Genomic DNA, 22,615 nt, shown 5'->3' with positions numbered 1-22,615 from the left:
CCCGCCTCGACGGCGCCGCCCGAACGGTTCAGTGCCGCGCGAGCAGCTCCTCCTGCGTCGGCCGCTCGTCGGCGCCGCTGCGCCGCGGCCAGAGCGAGACGGCCCGCTCGGCCATGGCGGTGATCGTGAGGGAGGGGTTCACGCCCGGGTTCGCGGGCACCGCGGCGCCGTCGACGACGTGCAGCCCCGGGTAGCCCCAGACCCGGTGGTACCGGTCGACGACCCCCTGGTCTGGCGAGCCCGACACGACGGCTCCGCCCAGGAAGTGCGCCGTCAGCGGGATGCCGAACACCTCGGGCCAGGAGCCGCGCGCCTCGGCGTGCACACCGCTCGCCGACGCGACCCGCGCCGCGATGGCCTGTGCGGCGAGATGCGCGCCGGGCAGGTGGCTCGGGTTGGGGTCGCCCTCGCCCTGGGCGCTCGTGAGCACCCGTCGCCCGAAGCGTCGCCGCAGCGACAGGGTGAGCGAGTTGTCGGCGGTCTGCATGACGAGGGCGATGATGCCGCGTTCGCTCCACCGGCGCAGCGAGCCGAGCCGCAGCGCGGTGACGGGATGCCGGAGCATCCCGCCGACGAGCGAGCCGAGTCGGGCGAGGAGCGATCGGTCACCCGGAACGAGCCCGGTCGCGAGCATGCCCATGAGATTCGAGCCGGGTCCGTAGCGCACGTTCTCGACATGGGTGCGCTCGTCGACGTGGAACGACGTCGTGATGGCGACGCCGCGGGCGAGCTCGAGCTCCTCCGGCACCGCGACCGCGACGGCGCCGTCGAGCGCCTCGGAGTTCGTGCGCGTGAGCCGGCCCAGCGCATCGGGGAGTGCGGGCAGGGCGCCCGAGTCCTTCATCCGGTGCAGCAGCTGCTGCGTGCCCCAGGTGCCGGCCGCGAACACGACCTGCTCGGCGCTGACCGTGCGACGGTCGCGGGCGAGCCACGCTCCGCTGCGCACGGTCGTCACCTCGTAGCCGCCGCCCGCGCGCGGCCGCACCTCGACGACCGTGCGGAGCGGCTCGATCGTCGCCCCGAGCCGCTCGGCGAGCGCGAGGTAGTTCTTCGCGAGGGTGTTCTTCGCGCCGACCCGGCAGCCGACCATGCAGTTGCCGCACAGCGTGCAGCCCGTGCGGTCGGGGCCGTCGCCGCCGAAGAACGGATCGGGCACCGTCTCGCCGGGCGCGCCGAAGAACACCCCGACGGGTGCCCGGCGGAAGGTGTCGCCGACGCCGAGGTCGTTCGCCGCACCCTCCATGATCCGCTCGACGGGGCCCGAGTGCGGGTACTGCTCGACGACGCCGAGCATGCGCTTCGCGGTGGCGTAGTGGGGGGCGAGCTCGTCGTGCCAGTCGCCGAGGGCCGCCCACTGCGGATCGGCGAAGAACGCCGGGCCGGGCTCGTAGAGCGTGTTCGCGTAGTTGAGCGATCCGCCGCCGACGCCCGCACCGGCGAGGATCATGACGTGGGGCAGCCGGTGGATGCGCTGCACCCCGAAGCATCCGATCGCGGGCGCCCAGAGGTAGCGGCGAACGTTCCACGAGGTCTTCGCGAAGTCGGTGTCGGCGAAGCGGCGGCCTGCTTCGTAGACGTGCACGCGATAGCCCTTCGCCGAGAGGCGCAGCGCCGCGACCGAGCCGCCGAAGCCCGATCCGATGACGACGACGTCGTGGTCGAAGGCGGTCATGCGGAGGCCTCGGGCGCGTCGTCCGACGGTACGAGCACCGTGAGCGCGCCGGGCACCACCCGGATGCGCGCGCGGCCGGTTCCGACCCGCTCGCCGTCGGCGTAGACGACGAGCCCGGGGGCGTCGACGTCGACGGTCGCGACGCGCGAGGTCGTCACCTCGGGCCGGTCGACGTGCACGCCGCGCAGCAGCAGCGGGAACAGGCGCACGAGCTTCGCCCGGCCGAGCGGTCCGACGTGGGTGACGTCGAGCAGGCCGTCGGCCGGGTCGGCGTCGGGGCACACGGGCATGCCCCCGCCGTAGCTGCGCGTGCTGCCGACGGCGATGAGCGTGCCGGGCGCCGGTCGTGGCGCGGCGCCGTCGAGGCCGAGCTCGAAGGCGGTCGGCCGCAGGCGGGCGAGCTCGATGAGCAGGGCGAGGTAGTACCTCGCGCGACCGCGCGGCCAGCGCAACCGATTGGTGCGTTCGGCGACGTGCGCGTCGAAGCCGATCGCCGCGACCGTGAGGAACCGGCGGATGCCCGCCGTCGACTCGATCTCGCCGACGTCGATCGTGCGCGGACGGCCGTGCACTGCGAGTTCGGCGGCGTCGGCCGCCGCGTCGGATGCCTCGAAGGGCAGCCCGAGCGCGCGGGCGAGATCGTTGCCGGTGCCGGCCGGCACGAGCGCGATCGGCACGCCCGAGCCCACGACCGCGTCGAGCACCGACGAGAGCGTGCCGTCGCCGCCGACGATGACGAGCGCCCGGGGGCGGCTCGCCACCGCCTCGTGCGCGAGCCGGCGGGTGTCGTCGACCGAGCGGCCTCGGTGCACTCGGACCTCCGTGGCGAGCTGTTCGAGGCGCTCGACGGCCCGAGCGGCGGCATCGGCCCCTCGGCCCCGGCCGGAGGTCGGGTTCACGAGCACCGAGATGTGGTCGGCCACGTCAGGCGATCCCGGTCGACGGGCGGGCGGCGGATGCGGCATCCGTCGACGCACGCTCGACGAGCGCCCCGGGGTTCATGATGCCGGCGGGGTCGAGCTCCGCCTTCACCGCCCGCAGGATGCGCATTCCGACTGCGCCGACCTCGCGTTCGAGCCACGGCGCGTGATCGCGACCCACGCCGTGATGATGGCTGATCGTGCCGCCGCCGGCCATGATCGCATCGTTGACCGCGGCCTTCACGGGCTGCCAGGCCGCGAGCTGGTCGCCCTTCAGGCCCGCGATGATCGTGAAGTAGAGCGCGGCGCCCGTCGGGTAGACGTGCGAGACGTGGCAGAGCACGAGCGACTTCGCGCCGGCGGCGGTGAAGCCGTCGGTGATGGCGGCGGTGACCTCGCGCTTCAGCCGCGCGAGGTTCGACCAGGTCGTCGCCGTCTCGAGTGTCTCGCAGAAGACGCCGTGGTCGAGCAGCGCGTCGCGCAGGTACGGGGCGTTGAAGCGCCCGTGCACCCATTCCTCCGCCGCATCCGGGCCGGTCGACGTACCGCCGGCCTCGCGCAGCACCGTCGCCGTGCGCGCCCGTCGGTCGGCGGCGAGCTCGGCATCGCCCTCGAAGACGGTGACCGCGCTCGCGCCCTTCGCGAGCGCCTTGCCGATGCGTCCCACCTGGGCGAGCGCGATCCCCGTCTCGGCCTCGTCGGAGAGCCGGATGACGGTGGGGCCGGTGCCGAGCTGCGCGACTCGGCGCAGGGCGTCGACGCCGGTCGCGAAGTCGGGGAAGGTCCACGCCTCGGCGAGTCGCACCGCGGGCACCGGGTGCACGCGCAGCCGCACCTCGGTGATGACGCCGAACGCGCCCTCGGAGCCCAGGAAGAGTCGCAGCAGGTCGGGTCCGGCGGCCGATCCGGGCGCGCGGCCGAGCTCGAGCTCGCCGGTCGGGGTCGCGACGCGGAGCCCCGTCACCATCGTGTCGAAGCGGCCGTTGCCGGCGGAGTTCTGGCCCGACGATCGGGCGGCGGCGAAGCCGCCGAGCGTCGCGTACCTGAAGCTCTGCGGGAAGTGGCCCAGCTCGAAGCCCCTCGCGCCCAGCAACGCCTCGGCCTCGGGACCGGTCGTGCCGGCGAGGAGCACCGCTTCGCCGCTCGTCTCGTCGAGGGAGACGAGCCCGGTCAGGCGCCGCAGGTCGAGGGCGACGACCGCACGGTGCGCGCCGCGTTCTGGGTCGAGGCCCCCGACGACGCTCGTGCCGCCGCCGAAGGGCACGACGGCGATGCCGCGCTCGCCCGCGACGTTCAGCACGGCGGCGACCTGCGCGTGATCGGCGGGGGCGACGACCGCGTCGGGCGTGTCCTGGTGTCGTGCGCGGCGGCGCAGCAGGTCTGGCGTCGAGCGTCCGCCCGAGTGCCGGATGCGCGCCTCGTCGTCGATCGAGACGTGCCGGTCGCCGACCACGGCCGCGAGCACGGCCCGGTCGTCGTCGCCGAGCCGCGTCGGGGCGATCTCGACGTCGGCCAGCGCCGTCGCCGGTTCGGGCTTCCGCACCCGCCCGAGCACCATCGGCAGGAGGGCCCGCACCGCGAGCGGCAGCTCCTTCGCCTTGGCAGGATCGCCCCACCCGTTCCACCGCATCGGGGCGGATGCCGCGTCGGATCCCACAGCGTCGGCCCCTTGGCCGTTCCACCGCATCGGGGCGGATGCCGCGTCGAGGGCTGCGGCGAGGGTGCTGTCGTCGTCATCGACCATGCGTTACAGTGTGACACATCATGGAAGATCGTCAAGCACTCGAGCTCGACCGTCCCGTGTGGGACGAGGCCGAGTCGCGCATGCTCGACGCCGCCGCCGAGCTGATCTCCGCACGCGGCGTCGGCGGGGTCACCGTCGCCGAGGTCGCGCGCAACGCCGGCGTCAGCCGGCCGACGGTCTACCGGCGCTGGGCGAGCGCCGACGAGATCGTCCGCGCGACCCTGCTCCGCGCGACCGTGACGCTCATCGAGCGGTTCCCCGTGCCCGCGACGTCCCGTGACGAGATCGTGCGCGACGTGCTCCGCTTCGCCGAGCTGTTCCGCGCCGACCCGCTGTACGGCCGCCTCCTCGAGCGCGAGCCCGAGGTGTTCACCCGGTACACGCTGCAGCGCCTCGGCCAGAGCCAGCGCGTGATCCTGCGGTGGATCGCCGAGTCGATCGCCCTCGCCCAGCAGGCCGGCACCGTGCGCCCGGGAGCCCCCGGCGACATCGCGGTCATGCTGCTGCTCATCGCCCAGTCGGCGATCCTCTCGCACGACACCGTCTCCGCCCTCATCGACGAGCCGCATTGGAGCAACGAACTTTGGCACGCACTCGACGGACATCTGCGTCCCTGACCTCCTCCCCCGACGCGGCGCCGACGCACTCCTCAGCACTCGATGCCGCACGACGCGCCCGCGACCTCTCGGCGCTCGCCGACCGCGCCGCACCGGTCGACGTGCTCGTCATCGGCGGCGGGGTCACCGGTGCGGGCGTCGCACTCGACGCCGCCAGCCGCGGCCTCTCCGTCGTGCTCGCAGAGGCGCACGACCTCGCGTTCGGCACGAGCCGGTGGAGCTCGAAGCTCGTCCACGGCGGACTGCGCTACCTCGCGACGGGCGACGTCGCCGTCGCTCGTGAGAGCGCCGTCGAACGCCACCTGCTCATGACGCGCGTCGCCCCGCACCTCGTGCGGAGCCTCCCCCAGCTGCTGCCGTTCACCCCTTCGGTCTCGTCGAGGCAGCGGATGACGGGACGCGTCGGGCTCGGCCTCGGCGACGGCCTGCGCATGCTCGCGCACACGCCCGCGAGCGTGCTGGCGCACCCGCGTCGCATCGATCGCGACGAGGCGCTGCGACTCGCGCCGGCGTTGCGACGCGAGGGTCTGCGGGGCGGCATGCTCTCGCACGACGGACAGCTCGTCGACGACGCCCGGCTCGTCGTCGCACTCGCGCGCACCTCGGCCGCGTACGGCGCGACGGTGCTGACGCGGGTGCGGGTCTCGGATGCCGCGGCCGACGGGGCGACGCTCGTCGACGCGGTGACGGGCGAGTCGGTGCGGGTGCGTGCCCGGGCCGTCGTCAACGCCGCGGGCGTCTGGGCGGGAGAGCTCGACCCCGGCATCCGCATGCGGCCGAGCCGCGGCACGCACCTCGTGCTCGATGCGGCCGCGCTCGGCGACCCCACGGCGGCGCTCACCGTGCCGCACCCCGGGTCGGTCAGCCGATTCGTGTTCGCGCTGCCGCAGCAGTTGGGTCGGGTCGTCGTCGGCCTCACCGATGAGGAGGCGCCGGGACCGATCCCCGACGTGCCGCAGCCGCATGACGACGAGATCGACTTCCTGCTGCGCACGCTCTCGTCCGCGCTCGAGCGCCCGCTCGGCCGGGACGACGTGCTCGGCGCCTTCGCGGGGCTGCGCCCGCTCATCGACACCGGAGCCGACGGCGGCACCGCCGACATCTCGCGCCGTCACCACGTGGCCGTGTCGGGCACGGGACTCGTGAACGTGCTCGGCGGCAAGCTCACGACCTACCGGGCGATGGCGCGCGACGCGGTCGACCTCGCCTGCCGGCACGCCGGCCTCGTCGACCCCGGTTGCCGCACCGCGGGGCTCGCGCTCGTCGGTGCGCGCGGATCGGCGGCGCCGTTCGCGAGCCCGGCCGACGGCGGGGGCTCATCGGCGAGCGGTCACGAACTCCCGGCATCGCTCACGGCCCGCTTCGGCGCCGAGGCCTTCACCGTGCTCGCCATGGCCCGTTGCGACCGACCCGCCGACCGCATCGCACCGGGCCTCGATGTCACCCGCGCGGAGATCGAGTTCGCCGTGCGCGCCGAGGGCGCTCTCGACGTCGACGACGTGCTCGACCGCCGCACCCGCATCGGCCTCGTCGCCGCCGACCGCGACCGCGCGCACGACGCGGTCGCGGAGCTCGTCGCCGAGGCCGCTGCACGGCTCGCCTGAGACGCAGACGGGCCCGGATGCCCCACCACGAGGCATCCGGCCCGTCGCCCTGTTCGGCGCCCCTCGCGTCAACCGAGGTCGAACGCCTGCACTTCCGCGAGCTGCAGCCGGTAGTACCCGAGGCGTCCCTCGTCGGTCGTCGGCCGGCCGAGCTCGGTCACGGCGATCCGCACGTGGCGCGCCTGCACGGTGTCGAACCGGTAGGTCTGGGGCCGCGGGCCGGGGTCGGCCTGGCCGGTGACCTCCTTCACCGTGGTCCAGGCCTGGCCGTCGTCGCTCACCTGCAGCGCGAACGCCTTCGGGAAGTGCGCCCCGTCGGTGCCGTCGGCCGCGGGGTCGTCGGCCGTGGCGGTGCGCGGGTAGACGACCACGGTGTTCAGGGCCGTCGCCTCGCCGAGGTCGAACGCGACCCACTGGTCGACGCCCGTCGGCGACCGGTCGGGGCCGTTCGAGGTGTAGCCCTTCGCGCCGCCCGCGAGGCTCTCGCGCTTGCCGTCGACGAGGTTCGCCGTGCTCCACGCGGGTGCCGACTGCAGGCTCGTGCGCGCCGTCGCGGCGGCGCCCGCGAGCACGTTCTCGGCGGCGTCGAGGCCGGGCGTCGCGGGCAGCACCCAGACGTCGGCGATCGACGGGTCGTAGCCGCCGTCGACGTCCTGGAAGCGGAGCCGCACCGTGCCGTCGGCGGTCGCGTCGGAGGGCTCGACCAGGAACTGGAAGGTCATCGTGCCGGCCCCGCCCGCGGTGCGGGCGTAGCGCTGCTCGAAGACGGTCGCCCCGTCGGCGGACACGTCGTACGTCTTCTGGCGCGCGCCGTCGAACGTCTCGACCGCCCGCACGACGAACGGCTCGCCGGCCGGCACGGCGACGTCGAACTCGAACCATCCGCCCGGGTACGAGGTGTGCGTGTAGCGACGGGTGAGGCCCGCCTCGCTCGAGGTGCCCGAGTGCTCCGAGGCGGTGAGGCCGTGCGAGCGCTCCGACTGGGCGAGGCCGAGGTCGACGTGATCGACGACGACCGCGGGGGCGTTCGAGAGCCCGACGGCGAGCGTCGCCGCGCGACGCTCCTCCGCGGTCTGCCCGACCGATGCGGTGAGCGCGACGTCGCCCGCGGTGACCGTGTACGGCACGGTCACCTCGACGTTCGACGCGGCGGATGCCTCGGCGGGCAGGTCGAACGCCGCGGTCGCGTCGCTCCACCCGTCGGGGCCTTCGATCCGGACCGTGCCCGTGCGGTCGTCGTCGCTCAGGTTGGCGAGGTCGACCGTCACCGCGACGACGTCACCGGGGTGCGCCGTTGCGGGCTCGATCGTGACGTCCTGCACGAGGACCGGCGCAGCGACCACGAGCTCGGCGTCGACGGGGATCTCGACGTCGGTGCCCTCGTACCGGTAGTTCAGCGATCCCGTGAGGCCGTAGCGGCCGGGAGCGGTGTCGGCGGGCACCGCCACGACGAAGTCGAACGTGGCGTCGGCACCGGGCGAGAGCTGCGGGAGGGTCCGTCCGCCGTCGGCGGTGACGGTGAAGCCGTCGTCGGAGACGAGTTCTGCCGCGACCCGGCCGAGCTTCTTGCCGCCCGCGACCTCGACGGCGATGCTCGCCGTCGCCTCGTCGCCGGGGAACACGCCGTCGGCGGGCACCGTCAGCGAGACCTCGGCGCCGGCGAGCGCGGCGCACGCCTGCGTCAGCTTCGCCGCGGCGGGATCGAGGACGGCCCGAAGCGCGTCGGCGGTCTCCGCCGGCAGCGCCCCGTGGTCGACCTCGCGGTCGAGGTACGCCGAGATCGTCTGGATCGTGCTCAGCGTCTTGTGCGCCGCGGCCGCGGTGCGGAGGTCGCGGTCGCGGCCCCGCTCGTCGCCGACGTACGAGTCCCACGCCTTGCCGGCGCGCTCGGCGAAGGTCGCCGCGAACTCGCCGAGCGCCTCGGCCTGCTCGGCCGAGAGCGAGCCGGCCTCGTCGAGGGCAGAGACCTGGTCGCCGAACGCCGTCGCCGCGTCGCGCGTGTCGCCGAGGCGGCCGAGCGTCGCGTCCTGCGCGAACTCGTACTCGCCCGATCCGACGGTGAACACGGCGACCCCGTCGGCGTACCGCGAGAACTCGACGCCCCGCGCCGACGCCGCGGGGACGCCGCCCTCCGTGACCGCCCAGCGGCTCGTCGTCGGGATGCGGATCTCGGCCGTCGTGTTCGCCGGCACCGTGACGTCGAGGCGCATCGTGCCCGAGGCATCCGTTCGCCAGTCGGAGACGACCGTGCCGTACGGCGTCTCGAGCGAGTAGTCGACCCGGTCGATGCCCTCGCCCGGCTGCGGCGCGACGAGCACCTTGCGATACCCGGGCTCGAGTGCCGAGACACCGGCCATGGTGCGGTACATCCACTCGCCGACCGCGCCGTAGGCGTAGTGGTTGAACGAGTTCATCTCCACCGGGCCGAACGAGCCGTCGGGCATGATCGAGTTCCAGCGCTCCCAGATGGTGGTCGCGCCCTTGCCGATCTCGTAGCCCCACGACGGGTAGTCGGTGTTCTGCAGCAGGGTGTAGGCGATGTCGGTGCGGCCGATCTTCGTGAGCGCCGGCAGCAGCCCGTCGACGCCGAGGAAGCCCGTCGAGAGGTGGTTGCCGCGACGCGCGAGCGTCTCCTCGAACTGGGTCGCGACGGCCTCGTCGAGCCCGTCGGGGATCAGGTCGTTCATGATCGTCAGGATGTACGCGGTCTGCGAGTCGCCGCGCACCGTGCCGTCGGCCGACACGAACGCCGTGCCGTAGGCCGCCTTGATCGCCTCGTAGCGGTCGAAGTACGCCTGCGCGACGTCGTCGTGCCCGAGCGCCTGCGCCATCTCGGCGAACTCGCGAGTGCCCTTGGCGAGGAAGGCGGTGTCGATCACCGTGGCCGGGGTGTCGTCGTCGAGGTTCAGCCAGTCGTTGTACCCGCCCACGTTGCGGATGTGACCGACCGCGCTCGCGTCGAGGTAGTCGACGTAGCGCTTCATCGAGTCGTAGCTGTCGGCGAGCACCTGGGTGTCGCCGTAGGCCTTCCAGATCGAGTACGGCACGTGCACGCCCGCGTCGGCCCAGCCGGCCCGGCCGTACCCGCCGTCGAAGCGGCCGGGGATGATCGGGGCGACGCCGGGGAAGGAGCCCTCGGCGTTCTGGGTGTCGCGCAGGTCCTGCAGCCACTTCGTCAGGAACAGCTGCGAGTCCATGTTGTAGTTCGCGGTGTTCGCGAACACGTTGATGTCACCGGTCCAGCCCATGCGCTCGTCGCGTGCGGGCGTGTCGGTCGGGATCGAGAGGAAGTTGCCGCGCTGGCCCCACAGGATGTTGCTCTGCAGCTGGTTCACGAGCGGCGACGACGTCTCGAGCGAGGCGGTCGGAGCGTTGTCGCTGCCGACGACCACGCCGGTGATGCCGTCGGCGGGCGGCGCCTCGTCGACGCCGGTGATCTCGACGTAGCGGAAGCCGTGGAAGGTGAACTTCGGCTCCCACGTCGCCGTGCCGTCCTCGGCGAAGGTGTAGTAGTCGGTCGCCTTCGCGCTGCGGAAGTTCGCGGTGTAGAGCGAGCCGTCGGGGTTCAGCACCTCGGCGACGCGGATGCGCACCGTCTGTCCGGCCTCGCCCGTGAGCTTCGCCCGCACGTGGCCGACCATGTTCTGCTCGAGGTCGTAGACGTGCACGCCGTCGGCGGGGCTCGGCAGGGCCTTCGCGTCGAGCTCGTCGACGACCCGCACCGGCGGCGCCGTCTGGGGCTCGAGCTTCGCCGTGGCCGACGGGCGCACGACCGCGTCGGACCAGTCGCCGTCGTCGTAGCCCGCCTCGGCCCAGTCGCCGACCTCGGCCGCGCGACGCGCGTCGTAGGCCTCGCCGTCGAGGAGGTCGGCCGAGGTCGTCGGGCCGTTCGTGGTGCGCCAGTCGTCGCCGGTCGCGATCACCTCCTCCGAGCCGTCGGTGTAGCGGACGCGGAGCTGGGCGATGAGCGACGTGTCGCTGCCGTAGATCGAGTCGCCGAACATCGCGACCCGGCCGGCGTACCAGCCGTTCGCGACCTCGGCCCCGAAGGCGTTGTCGCCCTCGGCCACGAGATCGGTGACGTCGTAGCTCTGGTACTGGATGCGCGTGTTGTAGTCGGTCCAGCCGGGCGCGAGCTCCTGGTCGCCCACGGGCTCGCCGTTGAGCTGGAGCTCGTAGAGGCCGCGGGCGGCGGCGTAGACGCGGGCCGAGGCGACCTCCTTGTCGACGTCGAACTCGGTGCGCAGCAGCGGAACGTCGGCCCCGTACGCGTACCAGGCGTCGGTGTCGCCCGAGACGACGAGGTCGCCGCCCTTGAGCGTGCCGCCCGTGAAGGTGCGGTCGTTCGCCGGGAAGTCGGTCTCGAGCAGCACGTCGCCCGTCTTCGAGGTGACCTTCACGGCCGAGACGGTGCCGGTCTCGGCGCCGCTCGTGCGGAAGCCGACGAGCCCGGCGGCGGTGTGGGTCGGGACGGTGCGGGTGTCGAGCACCGCGCCGTCGACCTTCGTCGTGATCGTCGTGCCGTCGACGGTGATCGCGTAGTCGTGCTTCGCCGCGAAGTCGAAGCCCGCGGGGAACGGCGTCGCCGAGAGCACCGTGTAGCCGCCGTTCGACTTCACGTGCGGGCGGAGCGACTTCGAGCTCTCGCTGAGCTGCCACATGTACGCGTTCGAGCCGTCGCGGCCGCGGAAGTAGACGCCGAGCGCGCCCGAGACCTTCGAGGCGGTGAACGTCATCGTCGAGTCGGTCCACCCGGCGGGGATCGAGGTGTCGGCCCCGATCCAGTCGGCGCCCTGCCACTCGTCGAGCGAGGCGAGCGCGGTCTCGAAGCGGGCGGGCTCGCTCCAGTCGGTGGCGTGTCCCGCGCCGTCCCACACCCGGACCTGCCAGGCGTAGCGGGTGGTGCCCTCGAGGTCGGGGCCGCCGTAGGGCACCTCGACCGAGGCGCCCGATTCGACGCGGCCGCTGTCCCACACGTCGGGCGAGTCGAGCGCGGCCTTGCTGGTGGCGACGCGCACCTGGTACGCCGACTGGGTGACGCCGCGGCCGGCCGAGGCGAGCTGCCAGCTCAGCTTCGGGGCCGCGAGCGGGATGCCCAGTGGGGATTTCGCCGAGTTGGTCTCGAGGCCGCCGACGGTCACGGACGGCGCCTGCGACGCCGCCGCGAAGGCGGCCGTCGGTGCGGCCGAGATGACTGACGCGAACACGGTGCCGGCGACGAGTACGCCCGTCGCTGCATTGCGGAGTTTGGATCGCACGCGTTTCTCCTCATTGATGAAACGTTTCAATCGATTGCTGACAGTCGGAGCCTATCCACCGCGCCGACGAGCGGTCAACCCCTCGGCCGATGAGCGGTCAGCCCTCGGTCGTCGAGCGGTCAACCCCTCGGTCGTCGAGCGCCGCCGCGAAGGGGGGCGCGACACCGGCCCGGGCCGCGGCACGCCACGGACGCCCCGGGGCCGGAAGCGAGCGGGCGCGGCGACGGGCCGGACCCCTCCGCGGAGGCATCCGGCCCGTCGACCTCGCTACGCCGCCGCGCCTTCCTCGGCCGCGACCGCGTAGGCCGCGCGCAGCACCTGGCCGAGGCCCGCGTCGACGCTCGTCCAGTACTGGAAGAAGCGCTCGCGGATCTCGTCGACCGTGATCGCCTGCGCCTGGCCGAGCAGGGTCACGTGCAGGCGCTCCTTCGCCTCGGCCGAGTACACGTCGCGGTAGAGCGTGCCGGCCTGGCCGAAGTCGCCGTCGTCGGCGCGCAGCGTGTACGCGGTGCGCACGAGCTCGCCGTCGCCCTCCCACGAACCCTCGCCCGCGGCCGACGCGTCGGCGGTCGGCCCGCCGAACGAGTTCGGCGCGTACACCGGCACGTTCGGCGCGTTGTAGTGGTGACGCTGCGCGCCGTCCTGCGAGTAGTTCGCGACGGGCGCGGCATGCGGCGCGTTCACCGGCAGCTGGTTGTAGTTCGTGCCGACCCGGTAGCGCTGCGCGTCGGGGTAGCTGAACACGCGCGCCATCAGCATCTTGTCGGGGCTGATGCCGATGCCCGGCACCGTGTTGGCCGGCGAGAACGCCGCCTGCTCGATCTCGGCGAAGAAGTTCTGCGGGTTGCGATCGAGCGTGAGCGTGCCGACCTCGATGAGCGGGTAGTCGGCGTGCGGCCAGACCTTCGTGAGGTCGAACGGGTTGAACCGGTACGTCTTCGCGTCCTCGTAGGGCATGACCTGCACGTGCAGGTCCCACTTCGGGTGGTTGCCGGCCTCGATCGCCTCGTGCAGGTCGCGGCGGTAGTAGTCGGCGTCGGCACCGGCGATGGCCTCGGCCTGTGCGGCATCGAGGTGCAGGTCGCCCTGCCGCGAACGGAAGTGGTACTTCACCCAGAACCGCTCGCCCTCGGCGTTGATCCACTGGTACGTGTGCGATCCGAAGCCGTGCATCTCGCGCCACGACTTCGGCAGCCCGCGGTCGCCCATGAGGTATGTGACCTGGTGGGCCGACTCGGGCGAGAGGGTCCAGAAGTCCCACTGCATGTCGGAGTTGCGCAGCCCCGAGCCGGGCAGCCGCTTCTGCGAGTGGATGAAGTCGGGGAACTTGATCGCGTCGCGGATGAAGAACACGGGCGTGTTGTTGCCCACGATGTCGTAGTTGCCCTCGGGCGTGTAGAACTTCACCGAGAAGCCGCGCACGTCGCGCCAGGTGTCGGGCGAGCCCTGCTCCCCCGCGACCGACGAGAAGCGCAGCAGCGTCTCGACGCTCGCCCCGGGCTGGAACAGCGCCGCACGGGTGTACCGCGAGACATCCGCCGTCACCTCGAACCGGCCGAACGCGCCGCCGCCCTTCGCGTGCACGATGCGCTCGGGGATGCGCTCGCGGTTGAACTGCGCGAGCTTCTCGACGAGGTAGCGGTCGTGCAGCACCGTCGCGCCGTCGGCGCCGACGGTGAGCGAGTGCGCGTCGCTCGCGACCGGGGTGCCGGTCTGGGTGGTGGTGTGGTTCGTCATGCGTTCGTCCTTCACTTCGTTCGGTTTCGTTCGGTGACGAGCCGCGCCGGGGCACGGCGACGAGCGCCCCGCGGGGGCGCGCTCGTCCTCCGCCGGGCAGGGCCGGCGGAAGCAGGGGTCGGATGCCGCGGGCTAGGCCGCCGGCTCCGATCGGCAGTCGGCGCAGAGGCCCCAGAAGGTGACCTCGGCGGTGTGGATCGCGAAGCCGCGCGCGTCGCCCGGCTCGAGGCAGGGCGGTTCGCCGACGACGCAGTCGACGTCGGCGACGGTGTGGCACTTCGTGCACACGAGGTGGTGGTGGTTGTCGCCCGTGCGCCCCTCGTAGAGCGCGGGCGAGCCGGCTGGCTCGATGCGGCGCACGAGCCCGGCGCCGGCGAGCGCGGCGAGCACGCCGTAGACGGCCTGCAGCGAGGTCGTCGGCAGCGTCTGCCGCACCCGCTCGTAGACGGACTCGGCGTCGAGGTGCCCGGGGCTCGAGAGCGTCTCGAGCACCGCGGTGCGCGGCGCCGTCACCTTGAGGCCCGCGGCGCGGAGTCGCTCGGGTGCCGCCGCCGTGTCCATGCCATCAGGCTAGCAGTTGTCTTGAATGAATCAAGACAACTCGCGGCACTTCCCTCGGGACGCGCAGTGAAGCAGGATGAATGCCACGCGCGGTCGACGGCGACCGGCGCGCAGGATCGAAGGAGATCGCATGACCCGGAGCGCCCACCCCGACGTCGACATCCCCGATGTCTCCGTGTTCGACTTCCTGTTCGGCGATCTCGACGAGGCGCGGCTCGACGCGGTGGCCCTCATCGACGGCACGAGCGGGCAGACCACGAGCTACCGGCAGCTCGTGCGCCAGATCGAGCTGTTCGCCGGCGCCCTCGCGGAGCGCGGCATCGGGGTCGGCGACACCGTCGGCGTGCTCTGCCCGAACGTGCCCGCGTTCGCGACCGTGTTCCACGGCATCCTGCGGGCGGGCGCCACGGCGACCACGATCAACTCCCTCTACACGCCCGCCGAGATCGAGAACCAGCTGCGCGACGCCGGCGCCCGCTGGATCGTGACCGTCGGCCCGCTGCTGCCGGGGGTGCTCGCCGCCGCAGAGCGGCTCGTCATCCCCGACGAGCAGGTCATCGTGCTCGAGGGCGCACCGGGGCATCCCTCGCTCGCCGAGCTCCTGGGCGAGGGGCGCCCCGCGCCCGACGTGAGCTTCGACCCCGCCACGCACCTCGCCGTGCTGCCGTACTCGTCGGGCACGACCGGTCGCCCGAAGGGCGTCATGCTGACGCATCGCAACCTCGTCGCGAACGTCGCGCAGTGCAGCGCCACGATCGCACTCACCGACGGCGACCGGGTGCTCGCGGTGCTGCCGTTCTTCCACATCTACGGCATGACCGTGCTGCTCAACTTCGCGCTCCGGCAGCGGGCGAGCCTCGTCACGATGCCGAAGTTCGACCTCGCCGAGTTCCTGCGCGTGGTGAGCGAGCACCGCACCACCTGGGTCTTCATCGCCCCGCCGATCGCTGTGGCCCTCGCGAAGCATCCCCTCGTCGACCAGTACGACCTCTCGAGCGTGAAGGTCGTGTTCTCCGGAGCCGCGCCGCTCGACGGCGCCCTCGCCGAGCTCGTCGCCCAGCGCCTCGACTGCATCGTGTGCCAGGGCTACGGCATGACCGAGACGAGCCCCGTGACGCACGTCATCCCCGTCGACCGCCCCGACCTCGACCGCTCGACGATCGGCGTGCTGCTCGCGAACACCGAGGCCCGCATCGTCGACGTCGAGACCGGCGAGGATGTCGCGGTGCCGGCGTCCCCCGACGAGGCGAGCGAGCCGGGCGAGATCTGGATCAGGGGTCCGCAGGTGATGGCGGGCTACCTCGGAAAGCCCGACGCGACCGCCGAGATGCTCGACGCCGACGGCTGGCTGCACACCGGCGACATCGCGACCGTCACCGTCGACGGCGTCTACCGCATCGTCGACCGGCTCAAGGAGCTCATCAAGTACAAGGGCTACCAGGTCGCCCCGGCCGTGCTCGAGGCCGTGCTGCTCGAGCACCCGGCCATCGCCGACGCCGCCGTCATCGGCGTGCTCGACGACGACGGGCAGGAGGTGCCGAAGGCGTTCGTCGTGCTGCAGCAGGGCGCCTCGCTCGACGCCTCGGGAGTGATGGAGCACGTCGCCGCGCACGTCGCCCCGCACGAGAAGGTGCGCGTCGTCGAGTTCATCGAGCAGGTCCCGAAGTCGGCGTCGGGCAAGATCCTCCGCAAGGACCTGCGGGCCCGCGAGGCGGCCGCGGCAGCAGGGTGACGGCGCTCAGTACTGCAGCAGGCTGAACACCTCGAGGCCGGACGGAAGCGCCGCGCGGCCGCCCAGGTCGGCGAGCTCGATCGCGACGGAGACGCCGGCCACGCGCCATCCCGCCCGTTCGACGAGGCGCGCCGCCGCGCCCACCGTGCCGCCCGTCGCGAGCACGTCGTCGACGACGAGCACCCGGGTGCCGGGCGGCAGCTCGCCGACGTGCACCTCGAGCGCGGCGGTGCCGTACTCGAGCGCGTACTCCTCGGTGAGCACCGCGCGCGGCAGCTTGCCGGCCTTGCGCACCGGCAGCACGCCGACGCCCGCGGCCACCGACGCGGCCGCCGCGAGCAGGAACCCGCGCGCCTCGACCCCGGCGAGCACGTCGAACGTGCCGGCGAACGGCGCCGTCAGCGCCTCGGCGAGCGCATGGAACGCCTCGCCGTCGGCGAAGACGGGGGTGAGGTCGCGGAACAGCACGCCCGGCTCGGGGAAGTCGGGGATCACGGCGAGACGCGACTCGACGAGGGCACGGGTTTCGGGCTCGTTCACCGTGGCAGCCTACTCCGGCCGGGCTGCGCGCCCGCCCGACGTCAAACCTTCGACGGATGCCGCGGGGCCCGCGCGCTTGCGAACATGGAAGCATCCCGACCTCTGGAGCCACGACCGCATGACCACCTCCCCCGCCACGAGCGCGACCGCCGCCGTCACCGCACCGACGAGCCGGCTCACGCCGAAGCGCCTGTACCGCCTGCTCGCCTTCGCCGAGGTCGTCACCTGGACGATCCTGATCGTCGCGATGATCCTGAAGTACGCGGCGGGCCTCGAGTGGGCGGTGCTCGTCGGCGGGTCGATCCACGGCTTCGTGTTCCTCGCCTACGCGTTCCAGTCGGTGCTCGTCGGCGTCAACCAGCGGTGGAACGTCGGTCGCATCGCCTTCGCCGTGCTGACCGCGATCGTGCCCTACGCGACCGTGCCGTTCGACCTGTGGCTCGTGCGCAAGGGCTACCTCGAGGGCGACTGGCGGTTCGAGGCGACCGATCACCCCGCCGACGGCAACTGGGTGAACCGGCTGCTGCGCTGGTTCCTCGCCCGGCCGCTGCTGCTCACGGTCGTCGCGGTCGTCGGCATCGCCGCGCTCTTCGCCGCGCTGCTCATGATCGGTCCGCCCAAGGTCGGCTGACTCCGTACCGCTCTGGTCGGTCGGCTCGCGAGTCGCCAGGAAGTGCGCTTCGTCGAGCGACGAGGAGCACTTTTCGGCGACTCGCGTCGTGTCGACCGGAGGATGATGGACGCATGCCCATCCTCAACAAGGACATGCAGGTCTGCATCTCGCTCGCCGGCCGCCCGTCGAACCTCGGCACGCGCTTCCACAACTTCCTCTACGACGAGCTCGGCCTGAACTTCATCTACAAGGCGTTCACGACCGACGACATCGAGGGCGCGGTGCGGGGCATCCGGGCGCTCGGACTCCGCGGCGCGAGCATCTCGATGCCGTTCAAGGAGGCCGTCATCCCGCTCATCGACGTCGTCGAGCCGTCGGCGGCGGCGATCGAGTCGGTGAACACGATCGTCAACGACGGCGGGGTGCTCACGGGGTCGAACACCGACTTCGAGGCGATCGCCCAGCTGATCGCCGACCACGGGCTCGACCCTTCGCTGCGCGTGCTCGTGCGCGGATCGGGCGGCATGGCCAAGGCGGTCGTCGCGGCGTTCCGCGAGGCCGGGTTCGAGCAGCTCACGGTACTCGCCCGCAACGCGGAGCTCGGCCCGGTGCTCGCCGCGCAGTACGGCTACGAGTGGGTCGCGACCGACCCGGGGCCGGGCGCGTTCGACGTCATCGTGAACGTCACGCCACTGGGCATGCAGGGGGCGGATGCCTCGACGCTCGCGTTCTCGGAGGCCCATATCGCCGCGGCATCCGTCGTGTTCGACGTCGTGGCGTTCCCGGCCGAGACGCCGCTCATCGTCGCCGCCCGCGCGGCTGGCAGGACCGTCATCTCGGGCGCCGAGGTGCACGCACTGCAGGCGGCGCGCCAGTTCGAGCGCTACACGGGCGTGCCGATCACCCGCGAGCAGATCGCCCGCGCCGCGGCGTTCTCGCGCGCGGAGTAGTCGCCGACCTCGGGGCCGGCACCCCGCCACCGCTCCTCGACGACCGGAAGCTGCTCAGCGGTGGACGCGATTGACGAGCGCCGTCCAGATGAGCGCGATCGTCGAGCACGAGAGCAGGGCGACGAAGACCCACGGCAGCGCCGCGAGGCCGATCACGCCGAACAGGGCGGCGCCGAGCAGCGCACCGCCGCCGATGCCGGTGTTGAACGCCGTCGTGTAGAACGAGGCCGCGGCGTCGCGGATCTTGGCCGACGCCGAGTGCAGCAGTCGCGTGTTCAGCATCGTCGGCAGGGCGCCGAACGCCGTGCCCCACAGCAGGAAGCTCGCGATGCCGACCCCGGGCACGTCGGGGAACGCCGCGAGCCCCGCCGCACCGAGCCCCGTCGCGACCATGGCGACCACGAGACCGAGCGTCGGGCGACGCCCGAGCACCGCGCCCGCGAGCACGAGGCCGACCGCGCCCGCGATGCCGTACGCCAGGAGCATGGGGCTGATCGCGCTCGACGGCAGCCCCATGACGTCGGTCATGTAGGGCGCGATGTACGTGTAGAACGTGTACATGCCGACCATCGCGACCGCCGTGATGAGGCACACCACGATGACGGGCACGAACGTCGGGTCCTTGCGGATGCGCACGGGCGCGGCATCCGCCTCGCCCGCATGATGCCGCACCGGCGGCAGGAACCGCTGCACGAGCAGGGCGCCGACGAGGGTGAGCACACCGACGCACGCGAACGCGAGCCGCCAGCCGAAGGCCTGGCCGAGTGCGGTGCCGAGCGGCACGCCGAGCACGAACGCCGCCGAACCGCCGGCGACGCTGATCGACACCGCGCGGGCCAGCTGCTCCTTGGGCACGAGATGGCCGGCGTAGGCGCCGACGACCGACCAGAACAGGCCGTGCGCGGCACCGCCGAGCACGCGGGTCGCGACGACCGTCGGGTAGTTCGGCGCGACCGCGGTGAGCAGGCAGCTGAGCGCCAGCACGCCGAGCGTGAGCACGATGAGCGTGCGGCGGGGCACGCGCCTCGTGAGCGCGGCGAGCGGCACGGTGAGCACGACGACGGTCGCGGCGAACACCGTGACCAGTACGCCGATGAGCGGCTCGCCGACCTGCAGGCCGCTGCTCATGTCGGGCAGGAGACCGGTCGGGAGCATCTCGATCGTGACCGAGAGGAACACGGCCGCGGCGAGCACGATGAGCCCGAGCCACGGGAACGGCGGCGCGGGGGTACGGCTGACGGGGGTTGACGACGTCATTGGAGGAGTCCTGAAGCGGATGGCGTCCCGAGGGCGGCGGGCGGGGCTCCGCGAATGCCGGCGGCGGGTCGACTGCGCGCTGATGGGCGCGCCCAGGGCCGTCGGGAACCGACGACCAGGACCATCTTACGTGGCGGGTGCGCGGCAGCGTTCGAGCGGCCGTCGGGAACCGACGACCAGGACCACCTTGCGTGGCGGCGCTCGCCGCCTGACGTGGCGGCGCTCGTCGCGCGGGTCAGTTGCGGAGGGCCGGGGAACCGACGTGGCGCGCCGCACCCGACGCGCGCAGTGCCGAGACGGCAGCGGCGCGGTCGACGCGGGCGATGCCCTCACCGAGCTCGTCGAGCAGTTGTGCGAGCCGTTCCCCCGCATGGACGGCGCCGTCGGTCGTCCGATCGCCGCGCCGCACGAGACCCGTGAGCGCTCGCACCTCGATCGCCGAAGCGCCCTGGGCGCGAGCGACCGCGACCGCCTCCTCGAGCAGTTCGTCGATCTCGGCCACGACGCCCCGCTCCGGGTGGCCCCGAGCGGACGCGACCAGGATCTCGGCGCGGGCGCGCAGCAGTTCCGCGTGGTACCAGCGATCCCCGGTCGAGGCGACCGCGCTGAGCGCCTCGTCGATCGTGGCGTCGGCGCGCTCGTGGTCGCCCGCGAGCGCCGCGGTCTCGGCCGCGACCGCGAGATGGTACGGCCGCCCGAATCCCATGCCGCCGGCCATCAGGTGTTCGGCGGGATGCGCCGTCTCGCGCGCGCCCGACCGCGCGCCCGGGCCCGGAGGGCGCGCCCACCCGTCGAAGAGCGCGGCGACCGAGCGCCATCGCGAATGCTCGTCGAGCTCGGCCACCGCGGCGAGCTGGGCCGCGTACTGGCGCACCCGGGCTCGCTCGCCGCGCAACTGGTGCACCGCGATGACGGGCCAGAGGCTCCGGCATACGATTCCTGGTGCGCCCGACTCCCGGGCGACGCGCAACCCGTCGAGGGCCAGCGCCCTGGCGTCGTCGGCTCGGCCGACCAGCCAGCTCGCGAGCGCGGCCGTGGACCGATCGACGACGACCGCCTCCGGGCGGTCGGAGCCACCGGGGAACCCTGCGCCCGCCGCTTCGGGCCGCGAGACGACGGCGAGCGCGAGCGCCGGCGACCCTTCGGCGAGCAACGTGAGTGCCCGCGCATCGGCGAGCTGAGTCGCGAGCACCGCGTCGTCGACGTCGGCGACGGCGACCTCGAAGTCGACGAACAGGGCGCCGGCCGCCACCAGGTCGCCGCGCATGAACGCGAGGCTCCACAACACGTGCCGGGCGCGGGCGACGAGCATCGGATCGTCGGCCGACCCGCAGAGCACCTCGACCTCGGCGAGCGAATCCCCCAGGTCCTCGGCCGACGGCCCGTGCTCGCCGAGCAGCGCGGCGATGAGCTGCAGGTGCAGCCGGAGCCTGACGGCGGCCGGTACGCCGGCACCGGCACCCGCGGCGAGTCGGATGCCTCGGCCGGCGTACTCGCGGGCGCGTCGCGTGTCGAGTGCACGATGCGCCGCTTCGGCGGCGCGCGCGTACTGCTCGGCGGCCCGGTCGGGCTGGCGGCCGAGCTCGTAGTGCTCGGCCGCGGTGCCGGCCAGCGATCCCGGCGTCGCGCGCGCCGTCAGCCGCTCCGCGATCGCCCGGTGCACCGCGATGCGCGCCGCCGCGCCCAGCCGGGCGTCGAGTACTTCACGGGCGAGGCGATGGGCGAACCGGTAGCACGCGTCGACCGATCCGTCGGGCCAGACGATCGGCTCGGTCTCGACGATGACCCCGGTGTTCGCGGCGGTCCGTGCCAGCGCGCGCCCGACGTCGGTTTCGCCGGCCACGCCGGCCGCGTCGACCCCGTCGTCATCCGCGCCGTCGCCGTCGGCGAGCACGGCGAGCGCGGCCGCGGCCTCGGTGACCGAGCACTCCACGCCCACGACCGCGGCCGCCAGCAGCACGCGGCGATCCCCGGCGGGCAGGCGATCGAGGCGATCGGCGATGAGGCGTTCGACCGCGACCGGCACCTCGGCCGTGGCGAGCTGGGCCGTCGTCATCGGCGAGCCTCCGCTCGCATCGACGCCGTCGGTCTCGACGAGCCGGGCGACGAGTGCCGACACGAACATCGCATTCCCCTCGGAGCGGTCGAGCACCGCCGCGACGACCTCGGGCCCGGGCGGACGACGGCGCTCCGACCGGGCCAGCAGGCTCGCCACGGCCGAGGCGTCGAGCGGTCCGAGCTCGAGGTGCTCGGCACGCCTGAGTGCCACGAGGCGGCCGATGACGTCGGCCAGTTCGCCACCTCCCGGCACCTCCTCACCCCGATAGGTGGCGATCAGGAGCAGTCGCGCGCGGGACGCCCGGTCGGCGAGGTGGGCGACGAGCTCGACGGTCGCGTCGTCGCCGGCGTGCAGGTCTTCGATGACGATGACGACGGGGGCGACGGCCGACATCGCGTCGAACGCCGCCGCCGCCTCGCGCATCATGCGGCCGATCGACCGGTCCACGGCGCGACGGCGCAGGCGTTCGACGGCGGCCGGCTCGATGAGCTCCGGCAGCTGCAGCAGCCAGGTCGGGGCGGTCCGCCACAGGATCTCGCGGAAGCTCGCGCCGCCCGGTCCGCGGCAGATCGCCGAGATGGCGTCGAGGAACGGCTGGAACGGCAGCGCCGGCCCGGACGCCTCCGACGACGGCGTCGCGCAGCGCCCCTCGCCGAGCACCTGTCGCTCCGGGAGGAGCCTCGCGACGAACTCGCGGACGAGCGTCGTCTTGCCCGCACCCGCCTCGCCCGCCACGAAGCCGACGACCCGGTCGCCCGCGGTCGCGGCCGACCGCCACGCGGCGAGCTCGCCCAGTTCCGGCTCCCGTCCGACCGGCCCCGGCCCGCCGCGCCCCTCGCGCCGCGGCGCGGTCGTCACCGGCGCCCCGAACCGGTACCCGCGCCGGTGCACGGTCGCCACGTAGTGCGGGTCGTCGGCGCGCTCCCCGAGCAGTCTCCGGAGCTCGGCGACGCAGACGGCGATCGACTCGTCGCCCGTGGCGCCGTCCCACACCTCGTCGATGAGCTCCGCCTTCGTGACGAGTCCGCCGGCGCGCTCGAGCAGGGCGGTGAGCACCGCCGCCGTCTTCGGACGGAGGTGCAGCTCCCCGCCCGCGAGACGGGCGGTGCGCGCCCTGCCGCCGTCGAGCACGAGCGTCCCGGTGGCGGGCTCGAAGCGATGACCGTCGAAGAAGTACGCGTCGGGCGCGACGAAGGCGGCCGAACCACCCGATCGCCCGGTCATGCGACACCCTTGTTCATCCACTCGGAATCCCATCGGCGTCGCCGCACGCGTCGACGACGCCGTCCCCCCGGTTGAAGGCTACTTGAAGGCTTTCTTCATGACACGGCACCAGTTCTGGGGTCGACTG

The 22,615-nt window shown here is 73.2% G+C and carries 14 protein-coding genes; 5 read left to right on the top strand and 9 right to left on the bottom strand.

The window, feature by feature from the left end; translation table 11 throughout:
* Positions 1–28: 28 nt before the first annotated feature.
* The 3 genes from PX701_RS00900 to PX701_RS00890 are packed head-to-tail and all read right to left on the bottom strand — an operon-like array spanning position 29 to position 4,336.
* Entirely contained in the window at positions 29–1,672 is a 1,644-nt protein-coding gene (locus PX701_RS00900) for a GMC oxidoreductase (RefSeq protein WP_275505209.1), read from the bottom strand.
* Positions 1,669–2,595: a diacylglycerol kinase gene (locus PX701_RS00895; protein WP_231429680.1), complete on the bottom strand. Its 927-nt coding sequence runs from the start codon at positions 2,593–2,595 to the stop codon at positions 1,669–1,671. Before PX701_RS00895 ends, PX701_RS00900 begins: the two co-directional genes overlap by 4 nt.
* A 1-nt stretch (position 2,596) precedes the next feature.
* Positions 2,597–4,336 carry an FAD-binding oxidoreductase gene (locus PX701_RS00890; protein WP_275505208.1) on the bottom strand — a complete coding sequence of 580 codons (1,740 nt, stop codon included), beginning with the start codon at positions 4,334–4,336 and terminating at the stop codon, positions 2,597–2,599.
* Between the two features lie 20 nt (positions 4,337–4,356).
* Here PX701_RS00890 and PX701_RS00885 point away from each other — a divergent pair, with 20 nt between their 5' ends.
* Complete coding sequence (locus PX701_RS00885) at positions 4,357–4,953, top strand: TetR/AcrR family transcriptional regulator (RefSeq protein ID WP_275505207.1); 597 nt, start codon at positions 4,357–4,359, stop codon at positions 4,951–4,953.
* Positions 4,920–6,557, top strand: coding sequence for a glycerol-3-phosphate dehydrogenase/oxidase (locus PX701_RS00880; RefSeq protein WP_275505206.1), 1,638 nt, complete (start codon positions 4,920–4,922; stop codon positions 6,555–6,557). Before PX701_RS00885 ends, PX701_RS00880 begins: the two co-directional genes overlap by 34 nt.
* Before the next feature lie 68 nt (positions 6,558–6,625).
* On the opposite strand, the gene PX701_RS00875 is transcribed toward PX701_RS00880, so the two are convergent.
* The 3 genes from PX701_RS00875 to PX701_RS00865 form a co-directional block, all read right to left on the bottom strand.
* Positions 6,626–11,815, bottom strand: a complete 5,190-nt coding sequence (locus PX701_RS00875) for a family 78 glycoside hydrolase catalytic domain (protein WP_275505205.1) — start codon at positions 11,813–11,815, stop codon at positions 6,626–6,628.
* Between the two features lie 267 nt (positions 11,816–12,082).
* Positions 12,083–13,552: a catalase gene (locus PX701_RS00870; RefSeq protein WP_231429675.1), complete on the bottom strand. Its 1,470-nt coding sequence runs from the start codon at positions 13,550–13,552 to the stop codon at positions 12,083–12,085.
* Positions 13,553–13,684: 132 nt separating this feature from the next.
* Positions 13,685–14,113, bottom strand: a complete 429-nt coding sequence (locus PX701_RS00865; protein WP_231429674.1) for a Fur family transcriptional regulator — start codon at positions 14,111–14,113, stop codon at positions 13,685–13,687.
* Positions 14,114–14,243: 130 nt separating this feature from the next.
* Here PX701_RS00865 and PX701_RS00860 point away from each other — a divergent pair, with 130 nt between their 5' ends.
* Positions 14,244–15,845 (top strand): AMP-binding protein, encoded by a 1,602-nt coding sequence (locus PX701_RS00860; protein ID WP_231429673.1) that lies wholly within the window; start codon positions 14,244–14,246, stop codon positions 15,843–15,845.
* A gap of 6 nt (positions 15,846–15,851) precedes the next feature.
* Here the strand turns inward: PX701_RS00860 and PX701_RS00855 are convergent, their stop codons facing one another.
* Positions 15,852–16,385: an adenine phosphoribosyltransferase gene (locus PX701_RS00855; RefSeq protein WP_231429672.1), complete on the bottom strand. Its 534-nt coding sequence runs from the start codon at positions 16,383–16,385 to the stop codon at positions 15,852–15,854.
* Between the two features lie 118 nt (positions 16,386–16,503).
* Between PX701_RS00855 and PX701_RS00850 the strand changes: the two genes are divergently transcribed.
* Together PX701_RS00850 and PX701_RS00845 are read left to right on the top strand one after the other, a co-directional pair.
* Positions 16,504–17,016, top strand: coding sequence for a DUF3817 domain-containing protein (locus tag PX701_RS00850; RefSeq protein ID WP_275505204.1), 513 nt, complete (start codon positions 16,504–16,506; stop codon positions 17,014–17,016).
* A 113-nt stretch (positions 17,017–17,129) separates the two neighbouring features.
* Entirely contained in the window at positions 17,130–17,948 is an 819-nt protein-coding gene (locus PX701_RS00845; protein WP_231429670.1) for a shikimate 5-dehydrogenase, read from the top strand.
* A 54-nt stretch (positions 17,949–18,002) separates the two neighbouring features.
* Here the strand turns inward: PX701_RS00845 and PX701_RS00840 are convergent, their stop codons facing one another.
* Together PX701_RS00840 and PX701_RS00835 are read right to left on the bottom strand one after the other, a co-directional pair.
* Positions 18,003–19,205, bottom strand: a complete 1,203-nt coding sequence (locus PX701_RS00840) for an MFS transporter (RefSeq protein ID WP_231429669.1) — start codon at positions 19,203–19,205, stop codon at positions 18,003–18,005.
* A gap of 235 nt (positions 19,206–19,440) precedes the next feature.
* Entirely contained in the window at positions 19,441–22,488 is a 3,048-nt protein-coding gene (locus PX701_RS00835) for an ATP-binding protein (RefSeq protein WP_275505203.1), read from the bottom strand.
* Between the last annotated feature and the right edge of the window lie 127 nt (positions 22,489–22,615).

This window comes from Agromyces chromiiresistens (genome assembly GCF_029167465.1).
GTDB lineage: Bacteria > Actinomycetota > Actinomycetes > Actinomycetales > Microbacteriaceae > Agromyces > Agromyces chromiiresistens.
Note: the sequence above shows the minus strand (reverse complement) of the source record. Positions and strands in the feature narration are given on the sequence as shown.

What these genes read in the sequence shown, in the direction of transcription:
- PX701_RS00900 (WP_275505209.1), bottom strand. Translation starts at nt 1,672, where the DNA reads ATGACCGCCTTCGACCACGACGTCGTCGTCATCGGATCGGGCTTCGGC.
- PX701_RS00890 (WP_275505208.1), bottom strand. Translation starts at nt 4,336, where the DNA reads ATGGTCGATGACGACGACAGCACCCTCGCCGCAGCCCTCGACGCGGCA.
- PX701_RS00885 (WP_275505207.1), top strand. Translation starts at nt 4,357, where the DNA reads ATGGAAGATCGTCAAGCACTCGAGCTCGACCGTCCCGTGTGGGACGAG.
- PX701_RS00870 (WP_231429675.1), bottom strand. Translation starts at nt 13,552, where the DNA reads ATGACGAACCACACCACCACCCAGACCGGCACCCCGGTCGCGAGCGAC.
- PX701_RS00865 (WP_231429674.1), bottom strand. Translation starts at nt 14,113, where the DNA reads ATGGACACGGCGGCGGCACCCGAGCGACTCCGCGCCGCGGGCCTCAAG.
- PX701_RS00860 (WP_231429673.1), top strand. Translation starts at nt 14,244, where the DNA reads ATGACCCGGAGCGCCCACCCCGACGTCGACATCCCCGATGTCTCCGTG.
- PX701_RS00850 (WP_275505204.1), top strand. Translation starts at nt 16,504, where the DNA reads ATGACCACCTCCCCCGCCACGAGCGCGACCGCCGCCGTCACCGCACCG.
- PX701_RS00845 (WP_231429670.1), top strand. Translation starts at nt 17,130, where the DNA reads ATGCCCATCCTCAACAAGGACATGCAGGTCTGCATCTCGCTCGCCGGC.
- PX701_RS00840 (WP_231429669.1), bottom strand. Translation starts at nt 19,205, where the DNA reads ATGACGTCGTCAACCCCCGTCAGCCGTACCCCCGCGCCGCCGTTCCCG.
- PX701_RS00835 (WP_275505203.1), bottom strand. Translation starts at nt 22,488, where the DNA reads ATGACCGGGCGATCGGGTGGTTCGGCCGCCTTCGTCGCGCCCGACGCG.